Source organism: Mesorhizobium sp. WSM4884, assembly GCF_029625675.1.
Taxonomy (GTDB): Bacteria; Pseudomonadota; Alphaproteobacteria; order Rhizobiales; family Rhizobiaceae; genus Mesorhizobium.
In genome coordinates, this window is record NZ_JARTVO010000011.1 from 101,724 (window position 1) to 118,259 (window position 16,536).

The 16,536-nt window shown below is 65.5% G+C and carries 15 protein-coding genes; 4 read left to right on the plus strand and 11 right to left on the minus strand.

All coding sequences use genetic code 11. The features are described 5' to 3' along the window. Positions 1-220: 220 nt before the first annotated feature. Positions 221-535, plus strand: coding sequence for an antibiotic biosynthesis monooxygenase family protein (locus P9236_RS18730; RefSeq protein ID WP_278075970.1), 315 nt, complete (start codon positions 221-223; stop codon positions 533-535). Between the two features lie 8 nt (positions 536-543). Next, positions 544-1,476: a sigma-70 family RNA polymerase sigma factor gene (locus tag P9236_RS18735; protein WP_278075971.1), complete on the plus strand. Its 933-nt coding sequence runs from the start codon at positions 544-546 to the stop codon at positions 1,474-1,476. 40 nt (positions 1,477-1,516) lie between these two features. Here P9236_RS18735 and P9236_RS18740 read toward each other — a convergent pair whose 3' ends face one another. Continuing rightward, positions 1,517-2,455 (minus strand): LLM class flavin-dependent oxidoreductase, encoded by a 939-nt coding sequence (locus tag P9236_RS18740; RefSeq protein WP_278075972.1) that lies wholly within the window; start codon positions 2,453-2,455, stop codon positions 1,517-1,519. A 139-nt stretch (positions 2,456-2,594) separates the two neighbouring features. Further along, positions 2,595-2,744 (minus strand): hypothetical protein, encoded by a 150-nt coding sequence (locus P9236_RS18745; RefSeq protein ID WP_278075973.1) that lies wholly within the window; start codon positions 2,742-2,744, stop codon positions 2,595-2,597. Positions 2,745-3,046: 302 nt separating this feature from the next. Here P9236_RS18745 and P9236_RS18750 point away from each other — a divergent pair, with 302 nt between their 5' ends. Beyond that, positions 3,047-3,814 carry an SDR family oxidoreductase gene (locus P9236_RS18750; RefSeq protein WP_278075974.1) on the plus strand — a complete coding sequence of 256 codons (768 nt, stop codon included), beginning with the start codon at positions 3,047-3,049 and terminating at the stop codon, positions 3,812-3,814. A 192-nt stretch (positions 3,815-4,006) separates the two neighbouring features. Here the strand turns inward: P9236_RS18750 and P9236_RS18755 are convergent, their stop codons facing one another. The 5 genes from P9236_RS18755 to P9236_RS18775 all read right to left on the minus strand — a co-directional run bounded on the left by P9236_RS18755 (position 4,007) and on the right by P9236_RS18775 (position 11,116). Continuing rightward, positions 4,007-4,951, minus strand: coding sequence for an ABC transporter permease (locus P9236_RS18755; protein ID WP_278075975.1), 945 nt, complete (start codon positions 4,949-4,951; stop codon positions 4,007-4,009). Next, positions 4,948-6,003 carry an ABC transporter permease gene (locus tag P9236_RS18760; RefSeq protein WP_278075976.1) on the minus strand — a complete coding sequence of 352 codons (1,056 nt, stop codon included), beginning with the start codon at positions 6,001-6,003 and terminating at the stop codon, positions 4,948-4,950. Before P9236_RS18760 ends, P9236_RS18755 begins: the two co-directional genes overlap by 4 nt. Then, entirely contained in the window at positions 6,003-7,514 is a 1,512-nt protein-coding gene (locus tag P9236_RS18765) for an ABC transporter ATP-binding protein (protein WP_278075977.1), read from the minus strand. Before P9236_RS18765 ends, P9236_RS18760 begins: the two co-directional genes overlap by 1 nt. Before the next feature lie 178 nt (positions 7,515-7,692). Further along, complete coding sequence (locus P9236_RS18770; RefSeq protein WP_278075978.1) at positions 7,693-8,718, minus strand: BMP family protein; 1,026 nt, start codon at positions 8,716-8,718, stop codon at positions 7,693-7,695. 328 nt (positions 8,719-9,046) lie between these two features. Then, a complete protein-coding gene (locus P9236_RS18775) occupies positions 9,047-11,116 on the minus strand; it encodes a 3-hydroxyacyl-CoA dehydrogenase NAD-binding domain-containing protein (protein ID WP_278075979.1) in 2,070 nt (689 codons plus the stop codon). 306 nt (positions 11,117-11,422) lie between these two features. On the opposite strand from P9236_RS18775, the gene P9236_RS18780 reads away from it, so the two are divergent. Further along, a complete protein-coding gene (locus P9236_RS18780) occupies positions 11,423-11,950 on the plus strand; it encodes a TetR/AcrR family transcriptional regulator (RefSeq protein WP_278076044.1) in 528 nt (175 codons plus the stop codon). A 116-nt stretch (positions 11,951-12,066) separates the two neighbouring features. On the opposite strand, the gene P9236_RS18785 is transcribed toward P9236_RS18780, so the two are convergent. Genes P9236_RS18785 through P9236_RS18800 form a run of 4 tightly spaced genes read right to left on the minus strand, consistent with a single transcriptional unit; the run spans position 12,067 to position 16,523 of the window. Beyond that, positions 12,067-13,014, minus strand: a complete 948-nt coding sequence (locus P9236_RS18785; protein ID WP_278075980.1) for an ABC transporter permease — start codon at positions 13,012-13,014, stop codon at positions 12,067-12,069. A 3-nt stretch (positions 13,015-13,017) separates the two neighbouring features. Further along, the gene (locus P9236_RS18790; RefSeq protein ID WP_278075981.1) at positions 13,018-13,995 is read right to left on the minus strand and encodes an ABC transporter permease; all 978 of its coding nucleotides are present in this window, start codon (positions 13,993-13,995) and stop codon (positions 13,018-13,020) included. Between the two features lies 1 nt (position 13,996). After that, positions 13,997-15,460, minus strand: coding sequence for a sugar ABC transporter ATP-binding protein (locus tag P9236_RS18795; protein ID WP_278075982.1), 1,464 nt, complete (start codon positions 15,458-15,460; stop codon positions 13,997-13,999). A gap of 46 nt (positions 15,461-15,506) precedes the next feature. Continuing rightward, positions 15,507-16,523, minus strand: a complete 1,017-nt coding sequence (locus P9236_RS18800) for an ABC transporter substrate-binding protein (RefSeq protein WP_278075983.1) — start codon at positions 16,521-16,523, stop codon at positions 15,507-15,509. Positions 16,524-16,536: the final 13 nt, after the last annotated feature.

The window sequence follows — 16,536 nt, forward strand, 5'->3', positions numbered from 1 at the left end:
AAGACGAAGGACGAATGCCTTTCGGAACGGCGGGCAGGAATTTTTCTCGTGCATTGCCGATCGATGGCACTTGTGTGGCTGGCCCTTCGACCGTCAGTTGACGACGGCCAAATTTTTTTTGCATGCACCGTTCCGTTCCAGGCATCGCCTTCGTCTTGACGGTTGTGACGATAGCGGAAGCCGCGACGGCCTCCGCCACCAGGACAGACGGAGCAAAACCATGTCGACCGCAGTGACCTTGATCAATGTCTTTACCGCCAAGCCCGGCAAGCAGCAGGACCTGGCAAGGGCGCTTGCCGAAGGGACGCGCAGCTTCTTCAGCAAGCAGCCGGGTTCGCTGTCCTCGTCCGTGGTCGTCGGCGGCGACGGCAGCAAGGTGGTCAACATCTCGCAATGGCGCTCGGCCGAAGACATCGCCGCCTTCCGCAGCGATCCTCATTTCGCCGAGTATATGAAGACGATCATGGAGCATGGAACCGGCGAGAGCGTGATGGGTCACACAACCTATTCCCACACTGGCGGGATCGAACATTAGGAGGCTGCGTGACCGGTTCGCATGACCATCCCGTCGCGACGACCGAAGCCAGGCTTCGCGCCTTCGAGCGCGAAGCCGCCGGCCTGAGAGCCAAGCTGCATCGCTACGGCTCGCGGATGGTGGGATCGGTCATCGATGGCGAGGACATCGTCCAGGAAGCTTTGGCCAAAGCCTTCGTGGCGATCAGGAATGGCGACATGCCCGAAAAGACCGAGCCCTGGCTGTTTCGCATCGTGCACAATTCGGCGCTCGATTTCCTGCGCAAACGGGCCCGCTTGCAGATGAGGGAGAGCGAGGTCGAGCTCGACACGATCGCCGACGAAGATTCGCCCGTCGATGCGCGTATCGCCGCCGAGGCAAGCCTCGCCGAGCTGATGCAATTGCCGCCGGCGCAGCGATGCGCGGTCGTGCTGAAGGACGTGCTCGGCCACAGCCTGGAAGAAATCGGCGAGATCCTCGAAACCACCGAGACCGCGATCAAGGGCGCGCTGCAGCGTGGTCGCGAGAGCCTGCGCAAGCTGGCGGCCGCGCCTCGGGCGGCATCGCCGCGCCCCACGCTCGACCGGCAAGACATGCGGCGCCTCGGCGACTATGTCGCGGCCTTCAACGCCCGGGATTTCGACACCTTGCGCAGCCTGCTCGCCGATGACGTCAAGCTGGAACTGGTCAATCGGCTGCGCGCCGAAGGCAAGGACTATGTCGGCAATTACTTCGGCCGCTATTCCGAAGAGACGCATTGGCATTTCACCACCGGCCTCGTCGAAGGCCGGCCCGCCATCCTGGTCACCAGCCCGGATCGTCCGGACGGGTCGCCGCGCTATTTCATCCTCATCGATTGGGAGAATGGCAGGATCGCTGGCATCCGCGATTTCCTTTTCGCGGACTATGTCATGGATGGCGTGGACTATGTCCCGCAGCAGCAGCCGTCCGTCGATCCTTGACGAGACCGGCCGCAACAGGGTCTCGCCTCGATCCGCGCTCTCAGCGGACGTGGGCCTCGGTGAAGGGGCGCGACGCAAAGGTTCCTGGCGGCGGCGTGTCGGCTTCGCGCCGCGCCAGCGAATTCGAAATCAGCGTGACCGTCTCGCGCCCGACCCGGGCAATCTCGCTCGGACGGTCGATGCCGCCGATCATGAATTCCTCGATGCCGAGCGCTGCGTAGGGCAGTAGCGAAAGCGCAAGCCGCGCCGGCGGCCCCACGACCTCGATCGCCTTGTGATCGGTTGCTTCCGACCAGCCCTCGGAGCGGATACGGACGGGCAGGGCGAAACGCAGTTTTCCCGAGCGGCCATGCTCGGCGGCGGCGCTGCGCACGCGCTGCATCAGCTGCGCAACCTCGTCCGGCGAGCCGGCGGCCAGTTCGAAGACATCGGCGTGCCGGCCGGCGACCTTCAGCGCGGTGCCGGATTGGCCGCCGAGACGGATGGTCAGGTCGGCGCCGTGCGGACCCTTGCGCGGCACGTAGCCGCCCTTGACGCTGTAGAATGCGCCCTCGTGGTCGAAAGGCTTGTCGTTCGACCACAGGCGCTTCAACAGCACCAGATATTCGTCGATGCGCTGCCAGACCACGCTGTGGCCGACAGGACGCGCCTCGGCGTCACTGTCTTCGAGCGGCTCGCTCAGCATCCTGAGCGACAGGCGGCCGCCGCCCTTCGCGTCGAGCGCCGCCAGCTGCCTTGCCGCCACGGTCGGTTCGATCACGCCGGCCCAATGCGTCAGCACGACTTCCAGCGAAGCCGTGCGCTCGAGCGTCTGCGCCGCGATGTCCATATTGGTGAGCAGGCCGGCTGGGTCGTCGACCACCAGCTTGCGAAAGCCGGCGTCCTCGATCAGCGACAGCTTGGTCGCCGTCTCGACGAAATCATAGAAGAAGCTGCCATTGCCAGGCTTACCGGGAACATGCGTGAACTCGATCGGCATTGCCATCTCCTCCATCACGTTGGGTTGTCCCGCTCCATCCAAGACGCAGGCGTGCGAAAACGCTCCGGCGCTTGGCCAGTTTTTGCTCCGACTACTCAAACTCAGATTGTCTTGATGGCGAGCCTCAGCCCGCTTCCGCTCAGGGAATGAGACCCAGCACCACCGCGCCGGTGAACACGAATGCCAGCGCGAAGACGAGATAGGCGAAGGCGCCGCCATAGGCGGGCCTCCAGCTCTCACCGGTGATCAGCCTTTGGCCCTTGCGCTGAGCGTTCTGCATGTAGGTCATGGTCGAGCCTCCGTCTCGGCCATTAATCTATAAAATTAGTAGACTTTGTCGATTGCTATTTTTGGGAAGTTTTTAAAACAACGTTCTCAGATTCCGGCCTAAGGTGGTTTTTCTTACCCTTGAAAGAAGGTGCCGACCGTCGATGCGAGCAGCGTCGGCCTCTGGCCCGACCTGGAGTCGGTCGATCGGAACGGCCCTCCGAAGCCAAAAAGCCCTTTGTTCGACAGAGCTTGGCCATCCCGAATGTCAGGGATAGCATCGGCCCGAACAAACAAAGGCTCGAAACAGGACGGAGAAAAGACATGGGAGGAAGGCTGGCGGGCAAGGTCGCCATCATTTCGGGCGGAGCGACGGGTATGGGCGGAGCGGCTTCCGAGCTGTTTGCCGCCGAAGGCGCCAAGGTGGCGATCATCGACCGCAACGGCGAGGCGGCCGGCAAGACCGCCGCGGCGATCCGCGCCCGTGGCCATGTCGTCGAACATTTCGTGGCCGATGTCTCGGACGAAACGCAGGTCGAAGCCGCGGTCAGGGCAGCAACGGCCAAACTCGGCCCGGTCACCGTGCTGTTCAACCACGCCGGCACCATCGTGATAAAGCCTTTCCTGGAGACGACCTTGCAGGAATGGGACTGGCTGCACGCCGTCAACGTGCGCTCGATGTTCCTGATGACGCGCGCGGTGCTGCCCGGCATGATCGCCGCCGGCGGTGGCTCGATCGTCTGCACCTCGTCGATCTCGGCGGTGGCGGCGACGCCGAATGAAGTGCTCTACGACACCACCAAGGGCGCCTGCCACATGTTCGCGCGCGCCATCGCGGTCGAGTTCCGCGACCGCAACATCCGCTGCAACGCCGTCTGTCCCGGCTTCATCCGCACGCCGCATGGAATGCGCGAGGTCGCCGATCTCGGCAAGCTCGGCGTCGACGTTTCGGATGCCGCCATGGCCACGCAACAGGGCCGCATCGGCGAGCCGGAGGAAGTGGCGAAGGCCGCCCTGTTCCTCGCCAGCGACGAATCGAGCTTCGTCAACGGCGCGCATCTGTTCGTGGATAACGCTTTTACGGCGATCTGAGGCTTTCCAGACTCCAGTTCCTCGCCCCCACGAAGGTGGGGGAGAGGTGGCTCGGCGAAGCCGAGACGGAGAGGGGAAGGGCTCGGCCTCCGTGTTGGTTGGTGAAAATCACCAGCGTGGCAGCCCCCTCTCCGGCCGCTTCGCGGCCACCTCTTCCCCGCCGATGGCGGGGGGCGAGGAACTCTGGACGATCTACCGCTCCTCCCTTCTGAACGGCTTCAGCAGCGCCGAGGGTGCCACCGCGTTGCGCGACATGACGGCCATGGCGATGATGGTGAAGATGAAGGGCAGCATCAGGAACGCTTCGTAGGGGATGTGGCCGAGCCCGCTGGCCTGCATCCTAAGCTGCAGCGCGTCGACGAAGGCGAAAAGCAGCGCGGCGCCCGCCGAACGCCAGGGATCCCAGCGGCCGAACACGACCAGCGCGATCGCCACCCAGCCGCGGCCCGACACCACGCCGAAAGTGAAGGCGTTGAACTGCGCCATTGTGAGGAACGCGCCGGCAAGCCCCATCAGCGCGCCGCCGAGGATCACCGCCTGGAAGCGCGTGGCAATCACGCTGACGCCGGCGGAATCCGCCGCGCGCGGATTTTCGCCCACCATGCGCACCGACAGCCCCCAGGGCGTGCGGTAGAGCACGAAGGCGGCGAGCGGGATGGCGAGGATCGCGAGATAGACCAGCGTGAACTGGTTGAACACCGCCGGCCCGAGGATCGGGATGTCCGACAGCAACGGGATCGGCACCGGCTTGAAGCCGTCGATGCTCGGCGGCACCGATTGCTGGCCGAAGATCAGCCGGTAGAGGAAATAAGCCAAGCCGGACGAGAACAGCGTCACGCCGATACCGCAGACATGCTGGCTGAGGCCCAGCGCGACCGTGAACAGCGCCTGCAGCGCGCCCATCAGCGCGCCGACGAGCACGGCGACCAGTACGCCCAGCCACAGGCTGCCGCTGAGGCTGGCTGCGGTGAAACCGGCCATCGCCGACAAGAGCATGATGCCTTCGATGCCGAGATTGAGCACGCCGGCGCGCTCGGAAAACATTTCGCCGAGCGTGGCGAAAGCGAGCGGCGTAGCGATGCGGATGATGGCGGCGAGGAAGCCGACCTGGAAAATCTGTTCGAACACCGCGCTCATGCTGACGCTCCGACGCGGCGGATGCGATAGGCGGTGAAGAGCAGCGCCACCAGCATGGCAAGCAGCGCCGTGCCCTGGATGACGTCGCTCAGGAAAGCCGGCACGCCGGTCGCACGCGACATCGCCTCGGCGCCGGTCATGACCGCGGCCAGGAAGATCGCCGCCGGCACCACGCCGAGCGGATTGAGCCGGGCTAACATCGCGACGACGATGCCGGAATAGCCGTAACCCGGCGAGATGTCGCTCATCACCTGGAAATGCACGCCGCCGACCTCGCCGACGCCGGCGAGCCCTGCGAGCGCGCCGGAGAGCAGCGCGGCGGAAAGCAGCACGCGCTGCACGTTGATGCCGCCATAGCGTGCCGCTTCCGGGTTCTCGCCGGTGACGCGGATGCGGAAGCCAAGCGTGGTGCGCGCGATCAGGAACCAGCAAAGCGGTGCTGCGATTAGCGCCACGATGACCCCGAGATGCAGCCTTGTGCCTTCGATCAGCACCGGGAAATTGGCCGAATCCTCGATCGGCGGCGAGATCGGATAGCCGCTGAACGTGTCCTTCCACGGTCCCTCGATCAGCGCCATCAGCGCGTAATAGATGACCGAGTTGAGCAGCAGCGAGCTCACCACGTCGTCGACCTTGAATTTGACCCTGAGCGTCGCCGGCACCAGCGCGACGATCGCGCCGGCGGCCGCGCCCGCCAGCGCCATCAAAAGCATGGCGAGATAGCCCGGCATCGGGATCGCACCGACGGCGCAGCTCGCCACGGCGCCGGCGAGCAGCTGCCCCTCGGCGCCGATATTCCAGAATTTGGCCCGGAAGGCGATCGCCACCGCCAAGCCGGTGAAGATCATCGGTGCTGCGCGCACCAGCGTCTCGGTGATGGCGTAGCTGTCGCCGAGCGAGGCCGAGAGCATCACGCCATAGGCTTCGATCACGCCGGCGCCGGCGACCGCGATGAGGCCGCTGCACAACACCAGCGCGACGGCTATGGCCAGCAGCGGCAATGCGAGATTGAACCAGGCCGGCGTCGACGTGCGGGCTTCCAGACGAAACATCAGGCGTGCCCCTCCGCGCCGGTCATCATCAGGCCGAGCCTTGCAACAGTCGCATCCGCGCCGGAAAGCGTGCCGGCGACACGGCCCTCATACATCACCGCGATGCGGTCCGAGAGCATCAGCAACTCCTCCAGATCCTCGCTGATCACGATGATGCCGCAGCCTTTGGCGCGCATGGCCAGGAACTTCTCGTGGATGAAGCGGGCGGCGCCGATGTCGAGGCCGCGCGTCGGCTGCGAAACTATCAGCACTTTTGGGTCGAAAGCGAGTTCGCGCGCCAGTAGCGCCTTCTGCAGATTGCCGCCCGAAAGCGCCCCGGCGCGCGCCATCGGCCCGGGACAGCGTATGTCATAGGCCTTGATCTGTTCCTCGGCGAAGGCGCGGATCGCGGCGGGATTGAGCAGCCCCTTGCTGCTGAACGCCTCGGTGCCGATGCGCGGCAGCACCATGGAATCGGCAAGCGGCAGGTTGGTGACCAGCCCTGTCGTCATGCGATCCTCCGGGATGCGGCCGAGGCCGAGGGCCTGCAGCTCGCGTGGCGAAAACGCCACAACCGCTTTGCCGGCTATCGTCATCGTTCCGGCGTTGGGCTGCAACATGCCGGAAATGACGTCCGCGAGCGCCCGCTGGCCGTTTCCAGAAACGCCGGCAACGCCCAGGATCTCCCCGGCGCGGACGGAAAGCGAGACGTCGCGCAGCGGCGTGCCGGGATGGCCGGAGGTGGAGACGCCGTCCAGCGTCAGCACAGAGGCGCCGGGCGTCGAAGCCTCTTTGGTCGGCGGCACGATCTCGTGGCCGCACATCAGCTTCGCCATTTCGGCCGAGGTCGTTTCTGCCGGATGGTCGACGCGGCCGGCGACCTTGCCATGGCGAAGAACGACACAGCTATGGGTGAGCGCCCGGACCTCGTTGAGCTTGTGCGAGATGAAGATGATGCCGAGCCCTTGCGCAGCCATGGAGCGCAGCGCGGCGAACAGGCCGTCGACCTCGCTCGGCGCCAGCACCGCCGTCGGCTCGTCCAGGATCAGGAGCCTGGCGCCGCGAAACAGCGCCTTGATGATCTCCAGCCGCTGCTGCTCGCCGACCGATAGCGCCGAGACCGGCAGGCCGGGATCGAGGCTCAAACCATGCCGGCGGCCGATCTCCTTGAGCCGCGCCAACCCGCCGGCGCGATCGATGCGGCCGGATTTGCCGGGAATGCCGATCAGAAGGTTTTCCATCACCGTCAGCCGCGGCGCCAGATGGAAATGCTGGTGCACCATGCCGATGCCTGCGGCTAGCGCATCGGCCGAACTGTGGATGGCGACGGGCCTGCCCTCGACCAGGATATCGCCGGCATCCGGCGCATAGGCGCCGAACAGCACGTTCATCAGCGTCGTCTTGCCGGCGCCGTTCTCGCCGAGCAGGCCGAGGATCTCGCCGGGCGCAACGCTGAGATCGACCCCCTCGTTCGCCTTGACGGCGCCGAAGCTCTTGGTGATGCCGCGCATTTCGATGAGTGGGGCGGACAAAGAGGGGGTGTTCCTGGGTGGGCGCAACGTTGGAGCTGAGCACCCTCCCCCTTGTGGGGAGGGTCGGCGAGCAAAGGACGCGAAGCGTCGTTGGCGAGCCGGGGTGGGGATGCGGCGCCGCCGCCCCCCCCCCCCCTCCGCTTCGCGTATCGACCCTCCCCACAAGGGGGAGGGAAGGTCAATCCGAAACCGGCGTGTTCTCGTCGACGTCGACGCGGAAATTGCCTTCCAGGATCTCGGACTTCTTCTTTTCGACCAGCTCCTTGACCTCGGCCGGTAGCGTCTTGTCGAACTTGTGGTAGGGCGCGAGATAGGAGCCGCCCTTGGCCATGCGCGAGAAATCGCCATAGTCCTGCGCGGTGAAGACGCCAGCCTTGACCAGCTTGATCGCCTGCTCGACCGTCGGATACATGTCCCACACCGGGCCGGTGATGACCGTGTCGGGACCGAGGCTCGACTGGTCGGACATGTTGGATATGGCGTAGATCTTCTTCTCCACCGCCGCCTCGATGACGCCGAAGCGCTCGGCGTAGATGACGTCGACGCCGGCATCGATCTGCGCCACGGCCGCTTCCTTGGCCTTCGGCGGATCGAAGAAGGAGCCGATGAAGGCGACCTTCTTCTTGACGTTCGGGTTGACCTCCTTGGCGCCGGCAAAGAAGGCGTTGACCAGCCGGTTGACTTCCGGAATGCCCATCGCGGCGACGGCACCCACCGTGCCCGACTTCGACATCTTGCCGGCGATCATGCCGGAGAGATAGGCGGGCTCGTGGATCCAGTTGTCGAAGACGCCGAAATTGGGCTCGGCCGGGCCGGCGCCGGAGCCGAACAGCCAGGCGGTCTTCGGGAACTGTTTGGCGGTGCGGCGCGATTCGCGCTCGGCGGCGAAGGCATCGCCCAGCACCAGCTGATAGCCGCCCTGCGCATATTCGCGCATCACGCGGCTGAAGTCGGCGGTCTGCACTTTCTCCGACCATTTGTAATCGATGCCCAGTTCCTTCTCGGCCTTCTGCAAGGCGACATGGATCTGGTTGTCCCACGGCTCCTCGATCGGCGTGGCGAAGATCGCCGCCACCTTCAGCTTCTTGTCCTTGGCGAAGGCACTAGTTGGCAGGACGGCCGCCGCGAGGCCAAGCGCGCCGAGTTCCAGCACGTTGCGCCGCGACAGGCCGGCGCGCTGCATTTTGCTATGATTGTTTTCCATTGAAGTTCCCCTCTGCTCGACGGCCGTGTCGAGCCGGCCGTTCAAAAAAATCAGACGCCAGGACTATGGAACGGCGCCCGAGTTTTGTCCACATGGTCAAATTTGGACTGTGGCTCCCGTGTGCAAGCCGGAAAGGTCGGCGGGACAGCACCCCCCTCTGGCCTGCCGGCCATCTCCCCCGCAAGGGGGGAGATCAGCTGCCATGACCGACTTCGCCATTCTCGGACGTCGCAAGGGCGGCGAGGCGCTGGAACTGCCAATCTCCCCCCTTGCGGGGGAGATGTCCGGCAGGACAGAGGGGGGTGCGCAGGAACGCGGCGTAACCGCACTATCCGCCCGCACCCTCCCACGCCCCTATCTCCGCAAACCGCCTCAGCATCGCCGCCGGGTCGAAAATCGCCCTGCCGGTGCGCTGGTGCCAATGCTCCAGCCGCTCGACGATCTTGCCTGCTCCCTCGACCCCTGCCCAGAACATCGGTCCGCCCTTGCCGACCGGAAAGCCATAGCCATTGACCCAGACGACATCGATATCTGACGCCCGCGCGGCAATGCCTTCCTCGAGGATTTTCGCCCCCTCATTGACCAACGGATAGAGCGTGCGCTCAAGGATCTCCTCTGCGCCGATCGCACGAGCCGCGATGCCCTGCTCTGCCGCCTTGGCGCGGATCAGCGCCTCTACCTCCGGATCCTGAGCGGGCTCCCGCGAGCCGCCGTCATAGCGGTACCAGCCGCGCCCGGTCTTCTGGCCGAAGCGGCCCTGCTCGCACAGCGTATCGGCAATCGCCGCCGCCTGGCCGCGCGCCTTGCGGTTGCGCCAGCCGATGTCGAGGCCGGCAAGGTCGCCCATCTGGAACGGCCCCATCGGCCAGCCGAAATCGGTGAAGGCCTTGTCGACCTGGCCGGGTGTCGCGCCTTCGAGCAGCAGGAACTCGTTCTCGGCGCCGCGCGCGGCCAGCATGCGATTGCCGACGAAACCGTGGCAGACGCCGACGACCACCGCCACCTTGCCGATGCGTCGCGCCAGATCGGCAACGGTTGCCAGTGCGTCGGGCGCCGTCTTTTCGGCCCGCACGATCTCCAGCAGCTTCATGACATTGGCCGGCGAGAAGAAATGCATTCCGAGCACATCTTGCGGCCGCGAGGTCGAGGCGGCGATTGCGTTGACGTCGAGATAGGAGGTGTTGGTGGCAAGGATGGCGCCGGGCTTGGCGACCGCATCGAGCCTGCCGAACACCTCCTTCTTCACCGCCATGTCCTCGAACACGGCCTCGATGATCAGATCACAATCGGCAAGGTCGGCATAATCGGTGCTGCCCCTGAACAGGCCGAGTCGCTCCTTTTTCGCTTCATCGCTCAGCGAGCCGCGGCCGACCGAGACGGCGTAGTTCTTCTCGATCGTCGCCAGCCCGCGCCGCAGCGCCTCGGCGCTCGTCTCCAGCAAGGTCACCGGAAAACCGCCATTGGCGAAGGCCATGGCGATGCCGCCGCCCATAGTGCCGGCGCCGACGATGCCGACGCGGGCAACCCCGCGCTTTTGCAGATCCTTGCCGGGCACCTTCGCCGCCTCGCGCTCGGCGAAGAACAGGTGCCGCTGCGCCCGCGACTGGTCGCCCGAAACGAGTTTTGCAAAGAGCTGCCGCTCTGCGGCCAGCGCTTCGTCGAAAGGCAGGGTGATCGCGTTGCGCACCGCCTCGGCGCAGGCAAGCGGCGCGTCCAGCCCGCGTGCCTTTTTGGCGAGGGCCGCCGCCTGCGCGTCGAAGAAAGCAAGATCGGTTTCGGCAAGGCGGCCATTGCGGTCGCGGACCGGTACCAGCGGTTCACTTCGATCAGCCATTTCGCCAGCGAAACGAACTGTCTGCGCCAGCAGATCATCGTCGAAAACAGCGTCGACGAGACCCGCCGCCTCTGCTTCGCCGGCCGGAATCGGCGCACCCGAAACGATCATGTCCAGCGCTTTTGCCGTGCCTACCAGGCGCGGCAGGCGCATGGTGCCGCCGCCACCCGGCAGCAGGCCGAGCTTCACCTCCGGCAGGCCGAGCCTGGCGCCTCGGTCGGCGACACGGAAATGGCAGCCGAGCGCCAGTTCCAGCCCGCCGCCCAGCGCCGTGCCGTGGATGGCTGCGACGGTCGGCCTGGCGATCGTCTCCAGCAAAGCGATGATGGCGCGCAGCTCCGGCTGCTCGACCGGCTTGCCGAATTCGGTGATATCGGCCCCGGCGACAAAGGTGCGTCCGGCACAGGCGATGACGATGGCCTTGGCGGCGGGGTCGTCGCGCAGCGCGATGAGCGCCTCGTAAAGCGGCTTTCGAACGGCAAAACTCAGCGCATTGACCGGCGGATTGTCGATCGTCACCACGGCGACGCCGTTCTCGTTTGCAACGCTGACGAAATTGGACAAATGGAACCTCCCAGACCGCTCCGACACGCAAGGGTTTACTCGGCCGCGCCATGAATGGTCACACGAACCGCCCTTGGCCCCCAGTTCGGAAACTAGCGCTGGCGCGCGACCTAAATCGCTATGCCTAAATCGCAATGTCTGCTGGCACAGCATGCAACAGCAGGATATATGAGGATAGTCTCAGGTCCAATATGAAGACAGCCTCAGGTTCAAAACATGAGGACAGCTACGAGAATGGCAGTTGCGACAGTGCCGCAGCCACGCGCGCCGCAGCAAAGAAGAGGCCATGATCGTGTTGCCGCCCTGATGGCGAGCGCAGCGGAGCTGTTCGTCGAGAAAGGCTTCGACGCCACGACGATGACCGAGATCGCCGTCAGAGCGGGGGCTGCCATCGGCACGCTCTATCTGTTCTTTCCGACCAAGGAGGCGATTGCGCAGGCGATTCTGATAGCGCAGGCGGAAGAGCTTTCGGAGCAGCTCTATGCGCTGCGCGAACAAACCGAGGGGATGCACGCGGCGACGATCGCGGACCAGCTCTTCGCGCTGCTGGGCACCTTCATGGCCACGCATCCGGTCTATTCGGCACTGCTCGACCTGCCGGGCGACGATCGATGGCGGCGTGCGATGCGCGCTCGTCGCCGCGGCCAGATCGCCGCCTTGTTTGCGCGGGCTTATCCGCCTTTGCCGGCGGGACAGGCCGAGCGGCTGGCGGTGATCGTGCCGCAGCTGATGCGCATCCCGCTGGCGCTGATCGGCGAGAAACGCCTGCGCGACGGTGTGCTGGACGAACTGCGGCTGATGCTGAACAGGCATCTGGAAGCAGGCGAGGGGTGACGAAGGTGAGTGCGCTTAAAGCAATTCCAGGAAAGGTGTGAGCGGCTTTCCGCCCGGAATTGCGTAAAAACAAGGAGATAGAGCGGTTCGCCGTTTCCGTGAAACGGTGAAACGCTCTAGCGCACGGCTTTCTCGCCGCCCGCCGCCGTGATCACTCCGACGATGATCAGCCCGGTCAGCACCAGCCGCACGCCGGCGCTGACGCCGAAGGTGTTGAGCATGGTGAGCAAAAGCACCAGGAACAGACCGGCACCCCAGACGCCCGGCACGTTCGCCTTGCCGCCCGCAACCGAGGTGCCGCCGATGACGACGACGGCGATCGAGGCAAGCAGATATTCGTTGCCGATATCGACGTTGGCGCCGCGGAAATAGCCGGCGAGCAGCGCTCCGTCGATGCCGCCCAGCGTCCCGCACAGCGTGTAGGTGAGGAAGCGGATGCGGCCGACATCGACGCCGGCCAGCCAGGCGGCGCGGATGTTCTGGCCGATCGCCAGCACCGAGCGGCCATAGATCATGCGCTGCAGCGCGAGTGCCGCGCCGACGGTGAACAGCACCGTCAGCATCGCCAGCACCGGAATGCCGAGGATTTGCCAGTTGGTGAAATCGGCGAAGCCCGGCGGCGGCTTGATCTGCAGGCCGCGGCCGTAGCTGATGTCGACCGACTGGATGATGAAGCTCGCCGACAGTGTCGCGATGATCGGCGGGATGCGCAGTGCCCAGATCAGCAGATAGTTGGTGGCGCCGATGGCCGCGCCGCAGGCGAGCGCGGCGAGCAGTCCGACGACGATCATGGAATCGCTGCCGCCCATCACTTTCATCGCCACCGCGCTCGCCAATCCGATATTGGCCGGCAGCGACAGGTCGACATTGCCTGGCCCCAGCGTGATGACGAACATTTGGCCGACGCCGACGATGACGGTGAAGACGGCCAGCGAAAGCGCTGCCGTGACCATGCCGCCGGCGCCGTAGCCGCCGGTGAAGGCGACGGTCGCCACCCACACCACGACAGCGCCGACAAAGGACCAGAGCCAGGGTTTTTCGAGCAGCATGCGCAGCGATGCCATGGCTTACCTTTCCCTGCGGCTGATCAGCACCCGCGCCGCCAGCACGATGATCAGAATGGCGCCATTGGCGGCGACCTGCCAGTCGGGCGGGATATGCATGAAGGTCAGGAGCGGCGAGGCGGCCAGCGCCAGCGTCAGCGCGCCGATGACCGCGCCGACCGGCGACACCCGGCCGCCGACGAACTCGCCGCCTCCCAGAATGACGCCGGCGATCGACAGCAGCGTATAGCCGTTGCCGATATTGGCGTCGGCCGAGGTGGTGATGCCGATCAGCGCCATGCCTGAAAGCACGCCGAACAGGCCGGTCAGCGCGAAGAGCACGATCTTGGTTCGGAGCAGAGACCAGCCGGCGCGCCTCAGCGCCGCGGCATTGCCGCCGGAGCCGCGCAGGATCACGCCATAGGAGGTGCGCATCAGGCCGAAATGCACGGCCGCGGCGATGATCAGCGCCGCCAGAATCGGGAAGGGGATGTAAGGCGGCTTGAAGGATATGGTCGTCAGCAGCCAGTCCGGTGCCTTGCCGCCCGGTTTCGGCAGGATGAGGATGGCGAGCCCTTGCCAGACGAAGCTCATGCCGAGCGTCACCACGATCGAGGGCAGGTTGCGCAGATGGATCAGCGCGCCGAGCAGCGCATAGACGGCGATCGAGCCGAGGAGCACCGCGACGCCGATGAGCGGCGCGTCCCTGAGCCAGGTTGCGGTGACGCAGCCGACGAAGCCGACGAAGGTGCCGATCGACAGGTCGAGCTCGTTGCCGGCGATGACGAACATCTGCGCAATCGTCGCCAGCGCGATCGGGATCGCCAGGTTGAGCATCAGGTTGAAGCCGAAATAGCTGATGGCGCGCGGGTTGAGCCAGGCAATCGCCATCAGCACCAATGCCAGCGACAGCGCCGGCAACAGGCCGCGCAGCAGGCGCGCCCTGCCCGCGCTGCCGCGTGGCGAGGCTTTCGGGAGCGTGCCGGGAGCGATCGCCGTCATCTCAGGCCGCATCGCCGAACGAGGACTGGATGATCTTTTCCTCCGTCAGCTCGTCGCGACCGAGATCGGCAACGATCCGCCCGTTCTTGAAGACATAGACGTGGTCGCAATTGTCGAGCTCTTCGGTTTCGGTCGTGTACCAGAGGAAGGTGCGGCCCTTACCGGCTTCCTCGCGCACCAGGTCGTAGACTTCGAGCTTGGTGCCGATATCGACGCCGCGCATCGGGTCGTCCATCAGCACGATCTCGGCGTCGGAACCGAGCGCTCGGGCAAACAGCGCCTTCTGCTGGTTGCCGCCCGACAGCGAATAGATATTGTTGTTCATGTCCGGCGTGCGGATGCCGATCTTCCTCTTCCAGAAGTCGGCTAGCTCGGCCTCGCGCTGCGGCGAGATCAACAAGCCGTTGCGCAGGTGCTGAAGCGAACGGATGCCGATGTTCTGCGCGATCGACCATTGCGCGAAGATACCGTCCGACTGGCGATCGCCGACGACCAGCGCCACCGGCGCGGTCACCTCGATGCCGGCTCTGGCGCGTGAAGCCGCCGCGAAGATCGCGAGCAGCAGGTCTGTCTGGCCATGACCGGCTAGACCGGCAAGGCCGATGATCTCGCCCGCGCGGGCGACAAGTTCCTTGCCGTCCTGCTGCCGCGCCGGGCGCGCCCGCACCCTGAGCGCGCCGGCCTCGGCCTTGCGGGTCTCGGCGGCGGCCTTCTGATGTCCCTCGGCGCCGCCCATGGCGGCGACCAGCTTGTCGCGGTCGAACGCGCTTGCGGCATCGGCGGCGACGACCTTGCCGTCGCGCATCACGACGATGCGGTCGGCGTTCTGCAGCACTTCGCCCAGCACATGCGAGATCAGGATGCAGCTGCCGCCCGCGGCGACGAAGTGGCGCACGAAGGACAGCAACTGCCCCGCCGTATGCGCATCGAGCGACGAGGTCGGCTCGTCGAGGATGACCAGATGCAGCGGCTCGCGGGTCAGCGTGAAGGCGCGCGCCACCTCGACCATCTGCCGGCGGCCGATCGAGAGGTCGCCGGCAATGTCGTCGGCCGAGATGCCGTGGCCCGGAAAGATCTCGTCGAGCTTGGCCTGGATGAGCGCGGCGGCCTTGCGCCGCCAGCCGAGCCCGGCGAGCGAGGGATGGTTGATGCGGGTGTTCTCGGCGACGCTGAGATTGGGGCAGAGCGACAGCTCCTGGAAGACGCAGCGAATGCCGAGCTCGAGCGCGCGCGCCACCGAATAGCTCGTTTCCTGATTGCCGCGAACGGCAATCTGCCCGCCATCGGGCCGCAGCGTGCCCGCCACCATATGCATCAGCGTCGACTTGCCGGCGCCGTTGTGTCCGACCAGCCCGACGCATTCGCCGGCGCCGACATGGAAGTCGACGCCGTTGAGCGCCCGGACGGCGCCTAAATGTTTTTCGGCGCCGTCCAGCCTGACGATATCTGCAATAGCCTGGAGCATCCTCAACGATATCCGGTTGGCGATGCGGCTGGCAACGCTCGCGCCGCTATTGCTTGATATTGGCCTTGATGGCCGCGATGGCCTCTTCCTGCGTGTATTCGTGAGTGGCGACGCCGCCTTCCTTGATCTTCGGCAGCGCGGCCTCGAAATCGTCCTGGGTGAAGGCGAGATAGGGCACCAGGAGATCGTGCGGAATGTCCTTGCGTCCGTCGAGCACCTGCTGCGCCACCCAGAAGGCGAGCGTCGACACGCCGGGCGCGATCGAGGCCGACCAGGTCTTGTAGCCGTCCTTCTCCTTCTGCTCCTTCCACCACTTCAGCTCGTCCTGGCGATTGCCCATGATGATGGTTGGGCGCGGCTTGTTGGCGGCGGCGAAGGCTTGCGCCGCGCCGTAACCGTCGCCGCCTTGGTCGACGATGCCGACGACGTCGGGGAGCGACGGCAGGATGGTCGCCACCGCCTTCTGCGCCGTGGTCTGGTCCCAGTCGCCGGTGACCGAACCGACGATCTTGAACTCGGGATGGGCGGCGACGCCCTCGAGGATGCCGGCATGGATGGCATCGTCGATCGAGGTGCCGGCCAGGCCGCGGATCTCCAGCAGATTGCCGCCCTTGGGCTGGAACTTTGCCATCTGCTCGACTTCCTGCTTGCCCATATCCTTGAAGTCGACGACGACGCGGTAGGCGCAAGGCTCGGTGACGATGCCGTCGAAGGACACGACGACGATGCCGGCGTCGCAGGCCTGCTTGATGGCGCCGTTGAGCGCATCGGGCGAAGCGGCGTTGATGACGATCGCGTCATAGCCCTGCAGGATCAGGTTCTGCACCTGGGCCGCCTGTGTCGGCACTTCCTTGTCGGCGGTGGTGAAGACGTCCGCTGCCGCCACCACCTTGTCGTCGACCGCCTTTTTGGTGACGATGCCGTAGCTGTCGAGCATCGCCTGGCGCCACGAATTGCCGGCGTAATTGTTGGAGAAGGCGATCTTCTTGCCGCTCGTGTCGGCAAGCGCCGTGCCCGAGGCGAGCATGGCTGCAAGGGCGCTCAAGACCAGTAGTTTCTTCATGTCATTTCCTCCC

Coding starts and splice junctions, on each gene's coding strand:
- P9236_RS18740 (WP_278075972.1), bottom strand. CDS start 2,455: ATGCCGATCGAGTTCACGCATGTTCCCGGTAAGCCTGGCAATGGCAGC.
- P9236_RS18780 (WP_278076044.1), top strand. CDS start 11,423: ATGGCGAGCGCAGCGGAGCTGTTCGTCGAGAAAGGCTTCGACGCCACG.
- P9236_RS18785 (WP_278075980.1), bottom strand. CDS start 13,014: ATGGCATCGCTGCGCATGCTGCTCGAAAAACCCTGGCTCTGGTCCTTT.
- P9236_RS18730 (WP_278075970.1), top strand. CDS start 221: ATGTCGACCGCAGTGACCTTGATCAATGTCTTTACCGCCAAGCCCGGC.
- P9236_RS18795 (WP_278075982.1), bottom strand. CDS start 15,460: ATGCTCCAGGCTATTGCAGATATCGTCAGGCTGGACGGCGCCGAAAAA.
- P9236_RS18790 (WP_278075981.1), bottom strand. CDS start 13,995: ATGACGGCGATCGCTCCCGGCACGCTCCCGAAAGCCTCGCCACGCGGC.
- P9236_RS18745 (WP_278075973.1), bottom strand. CDS start 2,744: ATGACCTACATGCAGAACGCTCAGCGCAAGGGCCAAAGGCTGATCACC.
- P9236_RS18755 (WP_278075975.1), bottom strand. CDS start 4,951: ATGAGCGCGGTGTTCGAACAGATTTTCCAGGTCGGCTTCCTCGCCGCC.
- P9236_RS18760 (WP_278075976.1), bottom strand. CDS start 6,003: ATGTTTCGTCTGGAAGCCCGCACGTCGACGCCGGCCTGGTTCAATCTC.
- P9236_RS18750 (WP_278075974.1), top strand. CDS start 3,047: ATGGGAGGAAGGCTGGCGGGCAAGGTCGCCATCATTTCGGGCGGAGCG.
- P9236_RS18770 (WP_278075978.1), bottom strand. CDS start 8,718: ATGGAAAACAATCATAGCAAAATGCAGCGCGCCGGCCTGTCGCGGCGC.
- P9236_RS18800 (WP_278075983.1), bottom strand. CDS start 16,523: ATGAAGAAACTACTGGTCTTGAGCGCCCTTGCAGCCATGCTCGCCTCG.